General features: G+C 39.7%; 16 protein-coding genes. 11 read left to right on the top strand and 5 right to left on the bottom strand.

The features are described 5' to 3' along the window. Nucleotides 1-7: 7 nt before the first annotated feature. A complete protein-coding gene (pntA, locus tag Xmir_RS07050) occupies nt 8-1546 on the bottom strand; it encodes a Re/Si-specific NAD(P)(+) transhydrogenase subunit alpha (protein ID WP_099113692.1) in 1539 nt (512 codons plus the stop codon). A 390-nt stretch (nt 1547-1936) separates the two neighbouring features. On the opposite strand from pntA, the gene ydgH reads away from it, so the two are divergent. From ydgH to Xmir_RS07020, 6 genes are all read left to right on the top strand, one after another. Next, the gene (gene ydgH, locus Xmir_RS07045; RefSeq protein ID WP_099113691.1) at nt 1937-2890 is read left to right on the top strand and encodes a DUF1471 family protein YdgH; all 954 of its coding nucleotides are present in this window, start codon (nt 1937-1939) and stop codon (nt 2888-2890) included. 448 nt (nt 2891-3338) lie between these two features. Beyond that, nucleotides 3339-4730 (top strand): basic amino acid/polyamine antiporter, encoded by a 1392-nt coding sequence (locus Xmir_RS07040; RefSeq protein WP_099113690.1) that lies wholly within the window; start codon nt 3339-3341, stop codon nt 4728-4730. Nucleotides 4731-5692: 962 nt separating this feature from the next. Continuing rightward, a complete protein-coding gene (locus Xmir_RS07035) occupies nt 5693-6223 on the top strand; it encodes a fimbrial protein (protein WP_099113689.1) in 531 nt (176 codons plus the stop codon). Nucleotides 6224-6336: 113 nt separating this feature from the next. After that, complete coding sequence (locus Xmir_RS07030; protein WP_244170878.1) at nt 6337-7023, top strand: fimbrial biogenesis chaperone; 687 nt, start codon at nt 6337-6339, stop codon at nt 7021-7023. Between the two features lie 85 nt (nt 7024-7108). Further along, nucleotides 7109-9676 (top strand): fimbria/pilus outer membrane usher protein, encoded by a 2568-nt coding sequence (locus Xmir_RS07025; protein ID WP_099113687.1) that lies wholly within the window; start codon nt 7109-7111, stop codon nt 9674-9676. A gap of 53 nt (nt 9677-9729) precedes the next feature. Beyond that, nucleotides 9730-10728 carry a fimbrial protein gene (locus tag Xmir_RS07020; protein WP_099113686.1) on the top strand — a complete coding sequence of 333 codons (999 nt, stop codon included), beginning with the start codon at nt 9730-9732 and terminating at the stop codon, nt 10726-10728. 132 nt (nt 10729-10860) lie between these two features. Here the strand turns inward: Xmir_RS07020 and ompW are convergent, their stop codons facing one another. After that, a complete protein-coding gene (gene ompW, locus Xmir_RS07015; protein WP_099113685.1) occupies nt 10861-11505 on the bottom strand; it encodes an outer membrane protein OmpW in 645 nt (214 codons plus the stop codon). Nucleotides 11506-12003: 498 nt separating this feature from the next. On the opposite strand from ompW, the gene Xmir_RS07010 reads away from it, so the two are divergent. Beyond that, nucleotides 12004-12759 (top strand): YciC family protein, encoded by a 756-nt coding sequence (locus Xmir_RS07010; protein WP_099113684.1) that lies wholly within the window; start codon nt 12004-12006, stop codon nt 12757-12759. 77 nt (nt 12760-12836) lie between these two features. On the opposite strand, the gene Xmir_RS07005 is transcribed toward Xmir_RS07010, so the two are convergent. Continuing rightward, nucleotides 12837-14543, bottom strand: a complete 1707-nt coding sequence (locus Xmir_RS07005; protein WP_099113683.1) for a SulP family inorganic anion transporter — start codon at nt 14541-14543, stop codon at nt 12837-12839. A 225-nt stretch (nt 14544-14768) separates the two neighbouring features. Between Xmir_RS07005 and Xmir_RS07000 the strand changes: the two genes are divergently transcribed. Beyond that, on the top strand, nt 14769-15305 hold the full coding sequence (locus Xmir_RS07000; protein ID WP_099113682.1) for a septation protein A: 537 nt from the start codon (nt 14769-14771) through the stop codon (nt 15303-15305). Between the two features lie 77 nt (nt 15306-15382). Then, complete coding sequence (yciA, locus tag Xmir_RS06995; RefSeq protein WP_099113681.1) at nt 15383-15817, top strand: acyl-CoA thioester hydrolase YciA; 435 nt, start codon at nt 15383-15385, stop codon at nt 15815-15817. Nucleotides 15818-15880: 63 nt separating this feature from the next. Here the strand turns inward: yciA and tonB are convergent, their stop codons facing one another. Further along, entirely contained in the window at nt 15881-16603 is a 723-nt protein-coding gene (gene tonB, locus Xmir_RS06990) for a TonB system transport protein TonB (RefSeq protein WP_099113680.1), read from the bottom strand. Nucleotides 16604-16696: 93 nt separating this feature from the next. Then, nucleotides 16697-16876, bottom strand: coding sequence for a YciY family protein (locus Xmir_RS06985; protein ID WP_099113679.1), 180 nt, complete (start codon nt 16874-16876; stop codon nt 16697-16699). Nucleotides 16877-17291: 415 nt separating this feature from the next. On the opposite strand from Xmir_RS06985, the gene Xmir_RS06980 reads away from it, so the two are divergent. Both Xmir_RS06980 and Xmir_RS06975 read left to right on the top strand, forming a co-directional pair. Beyond that, nucleotides 17292-18287, top strand: a complete 996-nt coding sequence (locus Xmir_RS06980; protein WP_099113678.1) for a 2-hydroxyacid dehydrogenase — start codon at nt 17292-17294, stop codon at nt 18285-18287. A 24-nt stretch (nt 18288-18311) separates the two neighbouring features. After that, nucleotides 18312-18746, top strand: coding sequence for an META domain-containing protein (locus tag Xmir_RS06975; protein WP_099113677.1), 435 nt, complete (start codon nt 18312-18314; stop codon nt 18744-18746). Nucleotides 18747-19182: the final 436 nt, after the last annotated feature.

The raw sequence follows: 19182 nt of genomic DNA, 5'->3' as shown, positions 1-19182 counted from the left end.
TTACCCCTTATCCTTTACGAAACATTTTCAGCATACGTTGGGTGACAGTAAAGCCACCGAAGATATTGATGCTGGCGATTAATATTGCAATGAATGAGAAGAAACTCACCCATCCCCCTGCACCAATTTGCAACACGGCTCCGACGACAATGATCCCTGAAATCGCGTTGGTGACAGACATTAGTGGTGTATGTAACGAATGACTGACATTCCAGACAACGTAGTACCCCACGATGCAAGACAGTGCAAACACGGTGAAATGAGATAAAAATTCTTTCGGGGCAACATGTGCCAACCAGCCATACAGAATTATCGCCAAGACAATCCCTCCATACTTCAGCCACGAAGATTTAGGTTTTTCTTCTGGTCTGGCCTCGTTTTTCACTGCTGATGAGGGTCTTGCGGTGGCAGGTTGGGCTGAAACTTGAATAGGTGGAGCTGGCCAGGTAATTTCCCCCTCTTTAATGACGGTAACACCGCGTACAACGACGTCATCAAAATCGATGGTGATTTCCCCATTTTTCTCTTTGCAGAGTAATTTCAACAAATTGACCAGATTGGTTCCGTAGAGTTGCGATGATTGAGTTGGCAATCGGCTAGGTAAATCAGTATAACCGATTACTTTCACACCATTTGGTGTCACAACAAGTTTATCCGCTTCGGTATATTCACAATTTCCTCCATTCTGGGCAGCCAGATCAACAATCACACTGCCCGGTCTCATGGAATCGACCATTCCTTTAGTAATAAGGCGAGGTGCTGGTTTGCCCGGAATCAATGCCGTAGTGACGATAATATCGACTTCTTTTGCCTGCGTAGAAAATAATTCCATTTCTGCTTTGATAAAAGCTTCTGACATGACTTTTGCATAGCCATCCCCTGAACCGGCCTCTTCTTTGAAATTTAATTCCAAAAATTCAGCGCCCATACTTTGTACTTGTTCTTTAACTTCTGGACGCGTGTCAAAAGCCCGGACAATCGCACCGAGGCTACCCGCTGCGCCAACTGCTGCCAAACCTGCAACACCTGCGCCAATAATCATGACTTTAGCTGGTGGCACTTTACCTGCGGCTGTAATTTGCCCTGTAAAAAAACGGCCGAATTCATGGGCAGCTTCAACAATGGCACGGTAGCCAGCAATATTCGCCATTGAACTAAGTGCATCTAAAGATTGTGCGCGGGAAATTCGCGGAACGGCATCCAAAGCCAGAACGGTCATCTTACGTTCTGACAACTTTGCCATTAATTCAGGATGTTGTGCCGGCCAGATGAAACTCATCAACGTAGCGCCTTCTTTTATCAAGGCAATTTCGTCATCGGTAGGGGCATTAACTTTTAAAATAACATCTGATTGCCAAACCCGATGATATTCTGCAATATCAGCTCCCGCATTTTGATAAGCAATATCATCAAAACTAGCAAGCCGCCCTGCTCCTGTCTCAACTGTGACGCTGAACCCCAACTTGCGCAATTGCTCTACCGTTGATGGTGTGGCAGCAACGCGAGCTTCATTGGAAAGTCGCTCTTTTGGTACACCAATATGCATAATGTTTCCTTCTTTAAGAATGAAATATTGCCGATTATTACCTTGTTGAAGCCTATTTAACGACTAGATTGATTTTATTTCTGCCATCAGCAAAACCTATCAATAGAATATAAAATAATAACGTAATGAAAATAATGTCAATGATTTATCATCATAATGTCAGAAAAAACAAAATAACCTTCCAATCTAAACGATAACGTATCTCATATAACTCACTATATTTATTAAAATTCCTAGTGCCATATACTAAAAACTGACAATCGTTTATTTAGAAGGTATAAATTCTTGCGACAATTGGCATTATTACATGTAATAATTGCGATCTATGTGATACATAACAATGTTCAGCACGTTATAAATATTTTAATGCGCAAGGCGAAAGGATTTTTTATGAAGCTGAAGACAACGATCATCGCTACTGCGGTGTTCTCATTAACCACGATTACTGCTGCACATGCGGCTAAAGAGTTGACCCCGGAACAAGCCGCAGAGCTCAAACCTTTTGAGCGAATCGCAGTCACTGGTCGTTTTAATGCAATTTATGAAGCTGCCGATGCAGTTTCTCGTCAGGCAGATAAAAAAGGCGCTGAAAGTTTTTACATCCAAAGTCTCGACGATCTCAATGGACGTGGCAATTTACGTGTTGTGGCCGATTTGTATCATAAGGATGCAGAGAAAGCAGATAAAACACCTAATTATCGCGTCTATCGAGGTATTAAAGAATTACCTAAAACAGAAGCAATTACTTTGGAACCTTTTGATACAGTAACGGTGAATGGCTATTTCCCTACTGACCCTGACATGAAAGAAGCCATCGCCAAGGCGGCCAAAAAGAAAAATGCAGCCTCCTTCTTTATTGTTCGTGACATTGCACCAAATAATGGCGGGAACCAAATAGTTACAGCATATGTTTATAAAGAAGATGCTCCAAAACGCAAAGTTCAATCTAATCAAGCTGTCATTCCGGCCGATTCTGATGCAGGCCGTCAGGCACTGGCAAAAGGCGGTGAAGAAGCTGAGAAAGTAGAAATTCCTGGTGTGGCTTCTTCAACCTCAACAAGCAATGTTGTTGGGCGCTTTTTTGAAACCCAGACAGCAAAAGGCGGGCGTTACACTGTAACCTTACCGAATGGCACAAAAATTCAAGAACTGAACAAAGCATCCGCTGCTCAGATGGTGCCATTTGATTCCATCACTTTTTCTGGTTATTACACTACTGCCCCGGAAGTTTCTTATCAGGTTGCTAAACGCGCGGCCGAAAAAGGTGCAAAATACTACCATGTCACTAGAGAATGGCAGTCCAATGGTGGTAACGTGACAATCAGTGCTGATTTATTCAAATAATCGAAACGTTATTCATCACACCATGAAAAAGGCACAATGTTTGATTTGTGCCTTTTTTCTTGTTTACAAAATTTGCATAATTGTTCATTATTTGTTTTTTGTCTGTAAAATACACAATTTGTATTATCAAAAGTGTTTATCATGTACTCATTTCTATGTTTTCCAAGGCAATGTTTCTCAAGGTAATAGCACATATTAGAAAAAATATCGTTAATTCGTTTTCTTACTCCTCTACATAATTTTATGCATAAAATTTATATTTTTTTGCATAGTCAACCATTGCATACAATCCTTTCACTCCGTAGAATCGCCCTGTTTTTTAGATTTATCTACTGAATCTTCTCTGCAATCCATAGCATGGATGCAACAAATGTCCAATATGTGTTCGATATTCAGGACAAGTGTCCTGGCTAATCGTGTCGATTATATTATTTTTAGGAACGTATCTTTGGAAAAGAAATTAGGCCTCACATCTCTGACAGCACTGGTACTCAGCTCCATGGTTGGGGCTGGCGTATTCAGTCTGCCACAAAACATGGCGCAGGTAGGCAGCCCTGTTGCATTAATGATTGGTTGGGGAATAACAGGCATAGGTATTCTCTTTTTGGCCACGTCCTTACTTTTGCTTTCACGTCTGCGTCCTGACTTGGATAGTGGTATTTTTACCTATGCAAGGGAAGGATTTGGGGAATTAGTCGGGTTCTGCTCTGCATGGGGTTATTGGTTCTGCGCCATTATTGCCAATGTTTCTTATTTGGTTATCGTTTTTGCAGCCCTGAGTTTTTTTACCGATACCGAACATTCAGTCATTTTCGGTGATGGAAATACGTGGCAATCGCTGATAGGCGAATCTGTTTTATTGTGGTTTGTTCATGGATTAGTACTTCGAGGAGTACAAACTGCTGCGGGAGTCAACCAATTAGCTACGATGGCGAAGCTCTTGCCATTGGGCATGTTTATTGTTCTGGCCGTCATTGCTTTCAAAATGGATGTGTTCTCCTTTGATTTCACCGGTATTGAAATGGGTGTTCCGGTTTGGCAGCAAGTTAAAGATACGATGCTAATTACTTTATGGGTTTTTATTGGTGTTGAAGGTGCAGTTGTTGTTTCAGCCCGAGCTAGAAAACGTAAAGATATTGGTATCGCAACTGTGCTGGCCGTTATTTCAGCATTAGGTGTTTATGTCCTTGTTACCCTTCTTTCACTGGGATTAGTCACAAGACCTGAATTAGCTACCATGCGTAATCCTTCAATGGCAAACCTTATGGTAGGGTTAATGGGGTCTGCCGGAGATATTGTGATTATTGCTGGTTTAATCATTTCTGTCTGTGGCGCTTATCTGAGCTGGACAATTATGGCCGCAGAAGTGCCATTTATCGCTTCCTTACACGGCTCATTCCCAAAAGTATTTAATAAACAAAACAACAAGAAAGCGCCTGAATCATCACTTTGGATCACAAATGGCGCAGTTCAAGTCTCGTTGATTTTAATCTGGTTAAGCGGCAGCAATTACAACACGTTACTTTCAATTGCGTCAGAGATGATCCTTGTTCCCTACTTTCTTGTAGGTGCATTTTTAGTGAAGGTTGCCTTTGAACGTGGCAACCGAGCATTATTATCTATTGCAACAGGCGCCTGTGCTTACGGATTATGGCTAATTTACGCATCAGGTTTAATGAATCTACTGCTTTCAGTTGTGTTATACGCTCCTGGGCTATTGGTTTTCCTGTACGCACGCAGGCAAAATGCGGAAAGAAATCCACTGAACATAACGGAAAAGCTGGCTATTGTGGTCTTATTTCTTACCACGATCCCTGCTACATGGTTGTTAACACATTAATAAGCCGACATCATTGATGTTAATTTAATACAAATTTTTTCGATTTTAAGCTATTTTCCAAAGGGAGGGAGTTTTATTTCTCTCCTTTTTTTATTCATATTCACTCTCATCTATTCCCTCATTCTTTTATTACTAACTGAAAAAATCACACTCATAGGATGTAATCAGCAATAAATATCGGCTTTTTTTACGTGTTGGTGGTCGTTTTTGTAGTGACATATAGCAGGGTTTTAATGTTTTTTTGTTAGCTTCAGATAATTTTGGTTTTTTGTTTTTTAAAAGTATGTTGTAACTAAAATGCTAGAGTTAGTTTAAAAAGCGTTCTATACATAAATATTTATTCTGTTTCATGTGTTATCTATTTGTTATATTAATAAAACATCCTTGCTGATCCCAAAAATAGCTCGTTAGATATTACTATGGGGTAAATTAACCTTTTCTAGTTGTTATTATTTTAATTCCACATAAGTAAAGCAAATAATCCCATCTTATGTAAAAGATTAAGATTAAAAACCAAGTTCTCAGATGTTGTTTACAAAAAAATAATATTTAATTAAATTAAATAACAAGAAAAAAATTGGAAACATTTATGTATTTTTTCTCGTTTTTGATTTTACAAAATATCATCAATTAATAGTTAAATTTATAAAATAGAATAAAAGTTCATTCACGTTCGAAAAACGCTCTACTTTGTGAATAACAATTCTATTAATCTCAACTTAACGGCACAAAAATTCCAAATACTGAATTTATTCAAATTATTATTTTGAACTTTTATAATTACTCGCTACTATATTCTTCACCTTATCTGTTGATAAGGAAACATTAACTGTTATCTTTTTGTTGTTTCTCAGGCGTAAATTTAAACAATCCATTTGCTGTATTAATATACGGTATTAACGTTAACTCAATAATCTATTTTTCTGCCGTATCAATTCGGCAGAGGTGGGATGTATTAAAAAATGAAAACCAAGTTAATTATTTCATCTTTATTTGTTTCATCTGTATTTATGTCTGCCGCGCACGCTGCTGATGGGCAAATCAGATTTACGGGAAAAATTACCGCAACAGCGTGTAAAGTTGACTCAAACTCAATTAATCAAACCGTAAATATGGGAACCATCAGCTCAAGTTCATTCGATAAGGTTGGCAGTACTTCTGCTCCTACTCGCTTTAGTATTAAATTGACGGATTGCCCGAAAGAGGTGGGTGGAGCACAGGTCAAATTTGATGGCCAGACGCCTGTAAACAATCCAGGATTTTTAGCGTTGAGCAATATTCGTGGAGAAAATTCAGCTACAGGTGTCGCAATTGCTCTTTATGAAAATGACAGTAACACATTGATCCCACTGGCAGAAAACTCACGTACTCAGACTTTTTCGGACAAAAAAGCTGAACAGTTGAATTTCGTTGCCAAATATATAGCAACAAATCAGGTTGTGACTCCAGGCTCAGGTGATGCAGTAGCTAACTTCACTATCGTTTATAACTAACGGAATTTATGGCAAGGAAGCCAAAACAATATAAAGTTAATCTTAATGATAATAAATGACTGATTATTCATTTATTAATAAACTTAAAAATAATATTGTTTGGAGCGGCCATTTTGAAATTCTTTCGCATTTTAATGCTTATTTTTATCTACATCTTCAGCACCAACATCTCTCTTGCCGGCGTTGTCATTGGCGGTACACGTGTTGTTTATCTTAGTGACCAAAAAGAAGCGTCGATTTCCATTAATAATCCAGAAACTGATATTTCTTATCTCATCCAATCGTGGGTTCAGGACGAACATGATGAAACCAAAGTGCCTTTTATTATCACTCCCCCACTTTTTAAATTAACGGCTGGGAATGAGAATATTTTACGGATTGTTAAAATCGGGAATAATTTACCAGATGACAGAGAATCTTTATTCTGGCTCAATATTAAATCTATTCCTGCTACAGCCAAAACAGAACAAAATCAATTGCAAATCACGGTAAAATCTCGGTTTAAACTTTTCTTCCGCCCTGCCAGCTTGGCAGACAATGCCAGCGTGGCCTATAAGGCATTGAAATTCAAAACCGATGGTCACAAACTTATTGCGGAAAATCCGACCCCCTACTATATCTCTTTTTCTGAGTTACATACCGGTAATGATGCCAAAAATTATGAAATCAAATCTGCCGGTATGATCCCGCCTTTTGATCAAGTGAGCTGGGATGTCCCTATTCAAAACATCAATCAAGTGACTTGGAAAACGATTAATGATTTTGGCGGCATAATGTCAGAAGAAAAACGCGGACTGTAATTAAAAAATTATACAAACTATATACCCAATAGAATTCAAAAGATCATTTGGATGATAGAGGGTATAGCAAAATTAGAAAATCATCATGGATAACTATCGTCATTATCTTCAACAAAATATTTCTGATAATTGGGCGTTATTTATCAAGCTGAGCTTGCGTGGCCTATATAGTAAGATGCCTCTCTGTGCATTGTTAACCACATTTATTTGGGTGTATAACAATAAAGCTTATGCTGAAGAATATTTCAACATTAATGCACTGGAAACCCATTCAGGTTTTCCAGAGAATATTGATCTATCAATTTTTACTCAAGAAGATCAACAACCTCCCGGCCGTTATTGGGTAGATATCTATCTTAATCGGGAAAAAGTGGATACCGGGAATATCGATTTTATTATTGTAAATAATAAGCTATCTCCCAAACTTAAAGTACAACAACTCAGAAAAATGGGAGTAAATATTAAGTCAGTTCCCAAACTGCTTAATTTGCCACAAGAAACGGAACTCACTGATCTTGGTCAATATATTCCATCATCTTCGACATCTTTTGATTTCAAACACCAGCGACTGGATATCAGTATTCCTCAAGCTGCGTTAAATAGTCAGGCGAAAGACTATGTACCGCCACATTTGTGGGATCAGGGATTAACGTCACTGTTGCTCAACTATAACTATAATGGCTCCATGACCTGGCAGGATAATCAACCCGGCTCAACAAAAAACCATTTTCTCAACCTCAGAATGGGCGCCAATTGGGAAGCATGGCGTTTGCGGAACTATTCCACTTACAGCAGTCAGAATAGAAAATGGCAAAATATCAATACATACCTTCAGAGAGATATTCATACACTAAAAAGCCAATTAATATTAGGTGACAGTTACACGCCCTCACCTATCTTTGATAGCTTCCAATTTCGTGGAATACAATTGTCTTCCGATGACAATATGTTGCCCGATAGCTTAAAAGGGTTTGCACCGACAATTAGGGGAATTGCCCAAAGCAATGCTCAAGTCACCATCAAACAAAATGGTTATACTATCTATGAATCTTACGTTTCTCCCGGGCCTTTTGTTATCAACGATCTCTATCCAACAACTTCAACAGGGGATATGGAGATCATTATCAAGGAAGCCAATGGGAAAGAGCGTCGTTCTGTGCAAACTTTTTCTACTGTACCGCTTATGCTACGGGAAAATAGCCTGCGACATTCTCTGACCTTGGGAAAATATCAATCTAATTCCCATCGTGGAAAAGAACCTTACTTCATGCAGGGTACGGTAATTTATGGTATTTCCAACCGTATCACTGCCTATGGCGGAACCACGATTGCAAAAGATTATCAATCCATTGCCTTGGGTACAGGCTATAGCCTCTCTGATTGGGGTTCCTTTTCTTTTGATGCAACTTATGCCAAAACCAATTTAATATCGGGTTCCGGTTCTTATGGTCAGTCTTATCGTTTTCAATATGCCAAAGATTTCTCTCAGACGGGAACTAACTTCACTCTCGCGGGTTATCGTTACTCGACACAAAATTTTTACGATTTTAAAGATGCGAATGAGTTAGATACTGCAATTAATGGAATAACCCACAATAGCACCAATAAACGCAGTAAATTGCAGCTACATATTAATCAGTCTCTTGGTGATTGGGGAACTATCTATTTATCAGCTTTCCAACAGAATTACTGGCATCAAAAAGGTTACGAAAGGAATGCCAGTGCGGGTTATAATAAAAATTACAATTCAATCAATTATAGCTTGAATTATTCTCACAGTGCTTTCCCCGGCTCGGCTCATAATGAACAAATTGTCTCATTCAGCGTTCAAATTCCCCTTGATCGTTGGCTAAAGAATAGCTGGGTAAGCTATAACATGACCAGCAGCAAAAACAGTGATACATCTCATCAACTCAGTTTAAATGGTACAGCTCTTGAAGATGACAAACTGATTTATAACATTCAGCAAAATTATACCAGCCACAATAAAGGCGCTGGCGGAAATATCAGTGCAGAATATAAGGGATCCTATGGTCAAATCAACGCTGGTTACAATTACGATAAATACTCCAGGCAATTGAATTATGGTTTAAATGGAGGGATTGTTGCCCATCCTTATGGCATCACCCTTTCCCAATCTTTGGGTGATACCTTGGTATTAGTGCGTGCCAATGGTGCTTCAGGCGTCAAAGTGCAAAACCATACCGGCATCAAAACTGACTGGAAAGGCTATGCCATTGTGCCTTATGTCAGTAACTATCGGAAAAACCGGATTGCACTGGATACTTATTCAATGGGTAACAATGTTGATATTGATATCAATACGCAAACCATTATCCCAACTCAGGGCTCACTGGCTCTGGCCAATTTCCAGACTCGCATTGGTTATCGCGTTTTGATGATACTTTCCCATAAAGGTAAAGAGATCCCATTTGGTGCAACTGCAACATTGGAAAAACAGCATGACATTGATGAATCCAACAGCGCAATTGTCAGCAATGATGGACAAGTTTATCTCAGTGGCATTCCTAAATCGGGTCGGATATGGGTTAAGTGGGGGCACAAAGAAATACAGGAGTGTCGTGTCAATTATCAACTCCCTGATGAAGAACCAGCTTCAGGTTTGCACATGATTGAAGCCTCTTGCGAATAACAGTATCGACATATTTGTTTGATATATAATCAAAAATTAGTGGAAATCATTCTATGGCCAACAGATTGAAATTATTATTGGCAAGTATATTTTTCATCGGCATGACGAGTAGTTTTGATAGTTTAGCGAATGATGATTGCCTGGGTTCAACGGATTTTGTGCCCGGAACAACTCTGGTTTCTTTTGGTGCAATTACAGTTCCTCGAAGCCACCCCATTGGGACAACTATCAAAGAAATACGTCTGGATCAAGTGGCTGAAAAAGGTAATATTGCCCTCTGCAATCCCCATACACCTGCAACATGGGAAAAACCCGATCTTACACCTGCAAGCTATAACTATGATGCCATTTATGAATCCGGTGTTCCGGGGGTTGGTATCCGTATTAACACATGGGCACCCGGTTATGGGATTGGCTGGCTGCCCAGAACCGCAACCGATCCAGTCACTTGTCCTCCACCATGGCAATTTCAATTTAAAAAACAATATTGTGGTAAATCATTTGGTTATATCACAGTACAATTGATCAAGATTGCACCAACAACGGGGTCAGGTATTGTCAAGTCAGTAAAATTGACTCGTGCCAAATTAGGCCAAAACTTCCTTGTTCATACTTTCAATTTGTCGAATACGTATATCATGACCAAAGGTTGTTCTCTCACACAAAAGATGATTTCAGTCAATATGGGAGAGATTAAAAAAAGTGACTTCCGAGGCATTAACAGTACAGTAGGAATGCGGGATTTTGATATCACAATAGATTGCGATGCTGATGTGAATGTCACATTGACACTGGATGGAAACCCTGCAAGCTGGAATAACAGAAATATCTGGGCATTGGATCATAGTGACAACGTCACGGCAAAAGGAGTCGGTTTGCAGATATTATACCAAAACCACCTCGTAGCAATGCGCCATCCGGTTGTGTCTGGTTCCAGCCAGTCAGGAGGCAAAATAACAATTCCATTGCATGCACGTTATATCCAGACAGAAGCGGAAATTACACCGGGCAAAGCGGATGCAACAGCGACAATTACGTTAACTTATCAATAAAAACAGCCCTGCATAACCGCAGGCTTCTTGCTATGCCCAAGTAACGGATACAAAAATGGGGCAATTACGCCCCATTGGTTCTCTCTTATATCAAACACACACGTAACTTACTTCTTCTAAACACTCAGACAGTTAGAAACTGTATCCCACACCGAACATAAAGACCCATGGGTCAAGGCGAGTTTTATATTTGTACTGAGTATCACCGGATTTGAATTTCACGTCAGTTTCGATATTCATCCACCAAAGCGAGGTATTCAGCATCCAGTTTTTATCCAGTTTATAATCCAAACCTACTTGGCCCGCGACTCCCCAAGAATCTTTCAGATCCAAACTATTTAAATTAGCAGCCTGTACTGTGGAATTACCACTATTAAATTTTTCGCTAAAGAATGTGGTGTAGTTAACGCCAACCCCAACATAAGGACGCAATTTATCTTCTCTAGAACCAAAATAATATTGTGCCATTAGGGTTGGTGGTAAATGTTTGACTTCAGCGATTTCGCCAGCTTTAGGTAAACTTACTTTGTGCTGGAATGGTGTCGCTGCCAATAATTCAACACCAATGTTGTCGGTGATCATATAGCCAAAAGTTAAACCCATCTCAGTATTATTATTGACACCAAAAGATCCCAATCCTAATACATTTTCAGATCCAGCATTTGGCCTTACTGTTGCTGTACCTGCACGGAACAGGAAGTCACCTGCTTCATGAGCAAAGGTAAATGACGGAGCTAGTGTAGCCGCTGCCAAGATGAGCGCAGAAATCTTTTTCATTATCCATCCCAATTATGTGGTTTTAAAACAGTCAGAAATATACCCGTTTGTTGACTATTATGATCTAAGACAGATCACATCTTTTAAAGATTTTTGGCAAAATAAGGTACTTACGATTTTATTATTTCACCTGTGAAGTATTTTAAATTGATCCAAATCAAAGTTAACTTACTATTAATTTTATTACTGTTTTTGGTTCATATTTCGATATCAATTTTTGATTATCAATAATAAATTCCGAATGGAAATGTTCTGTTGAAAATACCTCATTTGGCACCTCAGTTAATTAACATTTTTATAATATGTCTGTCATTTTTATAAGCCTTAGCAATGGTGCCACCTAACACAAAATAGATCTCTGATGCCCAATCAATCCCAGGTTGCAGAACAACGGTAAGGAGGCAAATCTTAGGTATCCAATAATCCCTCTGACAAGGTACAATTGGGCACGATTGTTGTTTTAATTTATTGTTGTTTTATTTGATAGGAGCCACTTTCATGCCCATCACGGCAAATACCCTGTATCATGACAGCATCAACTTTTTTAAGAACCAACTGTTGAATATTGTCATACTTTCTGTTTTAGCCGCGTTGGTAACAACACTGCTTGAGCATTTCCTGATGCCAAATGGTGAACAGCTCAACTTATTGATCGAGCTACAAAATGCCTTAAAAGAAGGCGGCAATGCAGGCATCAGAGATTTTGTAGCGCAATTAACGACAGACGAACAAACCATGTTTTTGCACACCGCATTCGGGATCCTATTTTGCAACATATTCGGCAATACGTTAATCACTGCCAGCGTGTTGGTGCTTATCCATGCCGTCTCTCACGGCCAACAAACTAATGCCATTCATGCCGGTACATTATCGATAAAACTACTGCCTAAAATGTTTTTGTTGATGTTTATTTGTACCCTGTTGGTTCAAATTGGTTACGCATTAATGTTCCTGCCAGGAATACTATTTTCTATCACGTTCGCACTTGCACCTATTTTTCTATTTGAAAAAGGGAAAAGTGTTTTTTCTGCTATGCAAGAAAGTTGGAAATTGGCATTCAGCAACATGCGGTTGCTGATCCCTGCTATGTTGCTATGGTTTGCCGTAAAGCTGATGCTGGAGCTTGTGTCAGTTAAAATACCCGGCATAGCCGTATCAATACTGAATAATTTATTATCAGCCCTGTTGCTGATTTATCTGTTCCGTTTGTATATGCTGGTTAAACCACAAAGTACAACCACAAACGGCATGTAATAAACATTAATAGTTCACCTCGCATTTTATAGCGACAATTTATGGTGCGAGGTGAACTTTCATTCAGTAATCTGTGGTTACACTTCTTGTTTTTCCTCAACTTGCCGCTTACTTTGAATCAGACGAATGGCAAAGTAGAGATCGGGCACCACAATCAAGTCTTCATCGCTGCGGCTGAGTTTATTCTGTTCAATCCAGAAATTAAGTTCCGTTCTGCGCCCTGCCAATACCAGTGTCACACCCTTCTCTTTTAATTCCGTAATCAATTCATCCAATACAGCAAATACACTGACATCATCGTGGGTAAAACTCACCGCAGCATCGACCACCAGCCATTCAGGACGTTTTAACTCTCTATCCACATGCTGCAATACCCGTTTTTTAAAGTAGCCAACATTAAAATAAGTTAAGGGAGAATTGAAACGATATATCATGATGCCATCCACGGGCTTAATATCATTATCTTGATGGATGGAACGTACCATACCTTGTTCATTGACTCCCAACAATTGATCTGATGGCCGGAAAATAATGCGCAGGAATTGCAATAGCCCCAGTAATACAGCGAAACCTATACCATCAATCACCCCAACCAATAAAACTGCAACCAATGTGAAAATTGAGAGAGTGAACGCCTGACGATTACGTTTCCGATACGACCAGATATTTTTTAAACTCAAGAGTGACCATGAGGAAAATATCAAAACAATCCCCAGCGATGACAATGGAATATGCCCCAGAAAGTGGGTCATAAATAGCAGCACCAATAGAATGGCACTGGCGGCAATCACAGACACCATCTGTGTTTTGCCACCAATCGCATCATTAACTGCTGTACGGCTACTGGCAGCACTGACAGCAAATCCTTGTGATAAGGAAGACGCGATATTAGCGATACCTAATGCTCTGAGTTCTAAATCCGCATCAACCTGATAGCCATTTTTACTGGCAAAACTACGGGCTGTCATCATAAAACTGACAAAGCTGATCACGGCAAGGTTAATGGAGGGAACAACCAAATCACGCAATATGCCAAATTCAAATTCAGGCAGGGGTACAACAGGCAAACCACTCTCCATATTACCAACAATCTGGATACCATATTGGTCAAGCTGAAACTGCCAACTGATATAAGTCGACACTAACATTGCTATCAATGGCGCAGGCCAACTTGGCCGAACAAAGTTAATACAAATCAGTACCAGCAAAGTCATAGCGGACATTCCCACTGTCGGCCAATGAGATTCCAACAGCTTATGAGGAAGTGCAATCAGCCGCTCGATCAATTCCGCTGGTAAGCCAGAAAGCCCAAACACTTTAGCAAGCTGATCGGCCATAATGGTAATTGCAACACCATTGATAAAGCCTTTCAAAATAGGACGGGATAAAAAGTCTGCGAATGTCCCGAATCGGAAATGGCTCGCCAAAAGACACCAGAACCCTGTCATTAATGTCATCACAATGGCGAGTTGCCAACGAATATGTTCATTTCCTAACGCAAGCGGTGCCACAGCAGCAGCAATAACAGCACAAGTTGCTGCATCCGGCCCAACAATCAACTGCCGGGAAGTTCCAAACAACGCATAAGCAAACATCGGTAAAATACAGGCATATAAGCCGATAATGGCACTAATCCCCATTAATTCAGCATAAGCAATAGCAACCGGCAGTGCAACCGCAGCTACTGAGAGACCAGCACGCACATCATAGCCAAAATATTCTTTACGATAATGACAGAGGCTTTCCAAGCCCGGCATCCAGCGATGTATTCTTTCCCACAGCATGACCTTTATGTCCTTTCGTGAAAATGTTAGGCATTATAATGCGGTGTTAAATGAAAACTCACAAGTTCGTCACTGACACTTAGTTTTCCGTTTATTGTGATAAAATTACACCAACAGATGAAACAAGTTTTTTGGCTCGATAAATAAACCATTTCATTGAGATCTGATACACTCTGGCACAAATTCAAGAACATGCCATCCTTGGCATCACGATAGGTTCAATTTATGAAACAACTTTTAGACTTTTTGCCATTAGTCGTTTTTTTTGTTGTCTACAAAATGTATGACATTTTCTATGCTTCTGGTGCGTTAATTGCGGCCACAGGGTTAGCCGTTGTCATTACTTACTTGCTTTATCGCAAGGTCGAGAAATCTTCCTTAATTACATTTGTTATGGTTGCTGTTTTCGGCACATTGACACTCGCTTTCCACAGTGATCTCTTTATTAAATGGAAAGTGACTGTCATTTATGCCATTTTTGCCCTGGTTCTGCTTATCAGCCAATGGTTCATGAAAAAACCTCTGATTCAGAAAATGTTAGGTAAGGAGTTAGAATTACCAGATTTCGTCTGGAACAAACTGAACATGGCTTGGGCCATCTTCTTCATAATTTGTGCATTAGCAAATATTTATGTCGCTTTCTGGCTATCTCAAGATATTTGGGTAAACTTTAAAGTGTTCGGGTTAACCGCTTTGACACTAGTTTTTACTGTATTGAGTGTGGTATATATCTACCGTCATCTGCCTCGCGAACAAAAATAATATAATGACCCTCATATGGATACCTGCCGGTGCAGCGGCAGGTATGGTTATGTTCACCAAATAAAGCAAGCTTTCTAATGACACAACAACAATCCTTACCAAACGGAGAATTGGTTCTCCGTACACTGGCCATGCCCGCTGATACCAATGCCAATGGGGATATTTTCGGTGGCTGGCTGATGTCTCAAATGGATATTGGCGGCGCAATTCTGGCAAAAGAGATTGCACTGGGACGCGTAGTAACTGTTAGCGTGAATGGCATCAGTTTTCTGAAACCGGTTGCGGTAGGTGACGTCGTATGCTGTTATGCCCGTTGTCTCAAAACGGGAAATTCATCTATTACAATTCATATTGAAGTTTGGGTGAAAAAAGTCGCTTCTGAGCCTGTAGGGCAACGTTACCGTGCAACAGAGGCGGTTTTCACGTATGTCGCCGTTGATGAAAATAATCGTTCTCGCCCTCTTCCTGAAGATAAAAGACACTTCAAATTGGAAGGTAGTGATTCAGAGTAACGGTTTATAAAAAATTAAAGGAGCGTTTTCCGCTCCTTCACCTTGAATAGAAATTATGTCAACCTATCGTGTTTGCGAAATACCTGTTACTCTAAACTTGATAGTTGCCTCATACCCAACAGCAGGTATTTTTTCATAACGCCACTTTTTCATGGCGTTTTTCACATGACGTTCAAAGACATTTTTAGGGTTTGCAGAAATAATTTCAATGTTCCTGATGCGCCCATCTTCATCAACATCAAATTTGACCTTCACCGTCCCTTCTGTACCCAACTGCTGCGCTCTGGAAGGGTATTCAGGGTTTGGTCTGCTCAAGGCCCTTGGCCCACGTCTAACATTAGTATTATTACTCACAGCAGAATCCGGCGATTTTTGATCATTCAGATTCTTCGCTATCTGGGTATTCTGATCAGAAACAGGTTTCAACAGCTGGTCTGGGATTTTTTCTACCTTTTTCTCTATTGGCTTAGGCTCTTTTTTGACAATCTTTTTCTCTTCTCGCTTTTTCACTTCCGGTTTCTTTTCCGGTTTAGGCAGAGCAATTTTCGCAATAGGTTCTGGCTCTGGTATCGGTGGTTCAGGAGCAGATTCAGGCATGTCTGACTCAGAAACAGATGTCTCTTCAGCAGCCAATTGGATCATGGCAACAGCCATAGGAACGGGTTCTGATTGCTTTTCAGGTTTGATAGCCTGAAAAAGTGCCGCAGCAATAGAAATATGTAAACAAACGGAAAATAGTATCGGCCAATGTATCCAACGCATAAGAAAATTCTTGCTTAGCAGCATGATAGTCAGTTTCAGATAACCACTAGTTTAAATGCAAATGACTATCATATTCAATAATGAATCAAAAACATATATACCATGCTGCACACCTTGCTAAAGCCATTCCAGATTTTGGATAAACAAAATCGACCTACGGCGCTTGCAAGAATCTGTTTTACGCAATCTATAAATACGAAGATTACGGCGCGATTGATCTTCCAGCCAGCGTCGGCGGCGACGGATATTTTGGCGGATCATTCGCCAGCGCCCTACTTCATTTCTGCTATGTTTCATAAGACATCCTAAGTCAATTCTTTCATTGTAACGAATAATGTTATTCTTAATCCTCACTATCAAGGATGTCAACCAATTGCCCAACCAAGCCGACACATTGCATTTCTACGAAGCTAAGACAAGTATAGTGTTAATAATATCTATAAAAAACTAAGTTCATGGCAAATTTCCGCCAAATCTTCTTTTAAACCTGAAATCAACTTCCTGTTATGATAGTCTCATATCAGGCTCTGAGCTGATTTATTATACAAGCTATTTTACTGTAAATAGCTTATTAGGCGATTTATTCGAGTATAGCGATAGATAACGCTTAGAACCTTCACAACATGTCATTATTGCAAGCAATTTTGCAGCAAAGTGAATTCAATGAATGGCTCGAATGATTCTACAGTTACTATATGGTGGAGATGTTGTTATGAAATTAGTTGTTTACAGTACAAAGCAGTATGACCGTAAACATTTTGAAATGCTCAACCAAAAACTTGGCCTTGACTATCATATCGAGTTTTTTGATTTTGCCCTGAGTCCACAAACTGCCAAAAACGCTATTGGTGCAGATGCTGTCTGTATTTTTGTCAATGATGATGGTGGGCGTGAAGTCCTACAAGAATTGGCAGAGATGAACATCAAAATCTTGGCATTACGTTGTGCCGGGTTCAACAATGTCGATTTAGACGCCGCTAAAGAATTAGGCATTCAAATCGTTCGAGTCCCTGCTTATTCACCTGAATCAGTTGCTGAACACACCGTTGGATTAATGTTATGCCTGAATCGGCGTATTCATCGTGCCTATCAACGTACTCGCGATGCCAACTTTTCTCTGGAAGGCTTGACTGGCTTCAACATGTACAAACGTACCGCAGGTATTATCGGCACGGGAAAAATTGGGCTTGCGACGCTGAGAATTCTGAAAGGTTTTGGTATGCGTTTATTAGCACATGATCCATACCCAAATCCAGAAGCCTTGGATATGGGCGTAGAATATGTGGACTTAGATACTTTATACGCTGAGTCTGATGTCATTTCTCTGCATTGCCCTATGACACCAGGGAATCATCACTTATTGGATGAAACGGCATTCAACAAAATGAAAGATGGCGTGATGATTATTAATACTAGCCGGGGTGCCTTGATTGATTCTATTGCGGCCATTAACGCATTGAAACAGCAAAAAATTGGCGCATTGGGTATGGATGTTTACGAAAACGAACGCGATTTATTCTTTGAAGATAAATCAAACGACGTTATTCAAGATGATATTTTCCGCCGTTTATCTTCCTGCCATAATGTACTGTTCACTGGTCATCAAGCATTTTTAACAGAGGAAGCATTAACCAGCATCAGTGAAACAACGTTACAAAATATCCAGCAATTAACTTCTGGAGAAACTTGTCCGAATATTGTTGGGTAATCTCAACAAACATCAGGAGATAAAATGAAAAAAGCGATTCCGTTAGTGGTCGCCACCTTGTTACTCACAGCATGTCAATCTTCGGGGGTCAACGCCACGGGGAATGTCAGCGTCAGGGATCTAAAGAATCATCATTTTGCTTTAGTCAGTGTCAATAGTGAGGAAGTTTCAAATAAAGAAGACAGCAAACTTTCTATTGCGTTTGATGAAAAATTGGGTATTTCAGGCGCAATGTGCAACAGTTTTGGGGGAGTAAGTAAATTAAAGAACAACATATTGACAGTAAAAATTTTAAACAATAGCCGGATATACTGCATCAATGAAAGACTCAATCAGTGGGATAATGTGCTCATTGAAATGCTAACTAAAGGAGCAAAAGTTAGCTTAATAGGCAAGCAACTTACATTGGTTAATGGCAAAAATACGTTGGTTTATATTCTGCGGGATCTTGACCAATAACCTTATGTGAAATAGCATTCACTCAGCCTGATACCATATTTTTCCTCGCCTTGAATATCTTACCTTACATTATATTTTGATTACCCAGTAGCCTACTGGGTAATCTGTTAATATTAATCCTAAAACTTTATTGTTATTTATCATATTAATAATTGTAGAGTAACTACTTAATATTTAATATCCGGCATCGTAAAAAACCTCGCCGAAGCGAGGCTACAGAGTTGATTTTAATTTCATGTTACTATGACAGCATAATACCAATCGTTAATGTTATGGCAATCCAAACCCCTACAAACGTTATATAGCTCATCAATCTGTTATTCATTTTTACTCTCCCTCGTTATCAAACAAATTTCTCTAGCTGCACGGTAGTGGCTTTGACTGTCTGCTACAGAAACCGTACCAACAGTACTTCATATATATTAGTTAAGCAGCA

The sequence above is a fragment of the Xenorhabdus miraniensis genome, from assembly GCF_002632615.1.
Note: the sequence above shows the minus strand (reverse complement) of the source record. Positions and strands in the feature narration are given on the sequence as shown.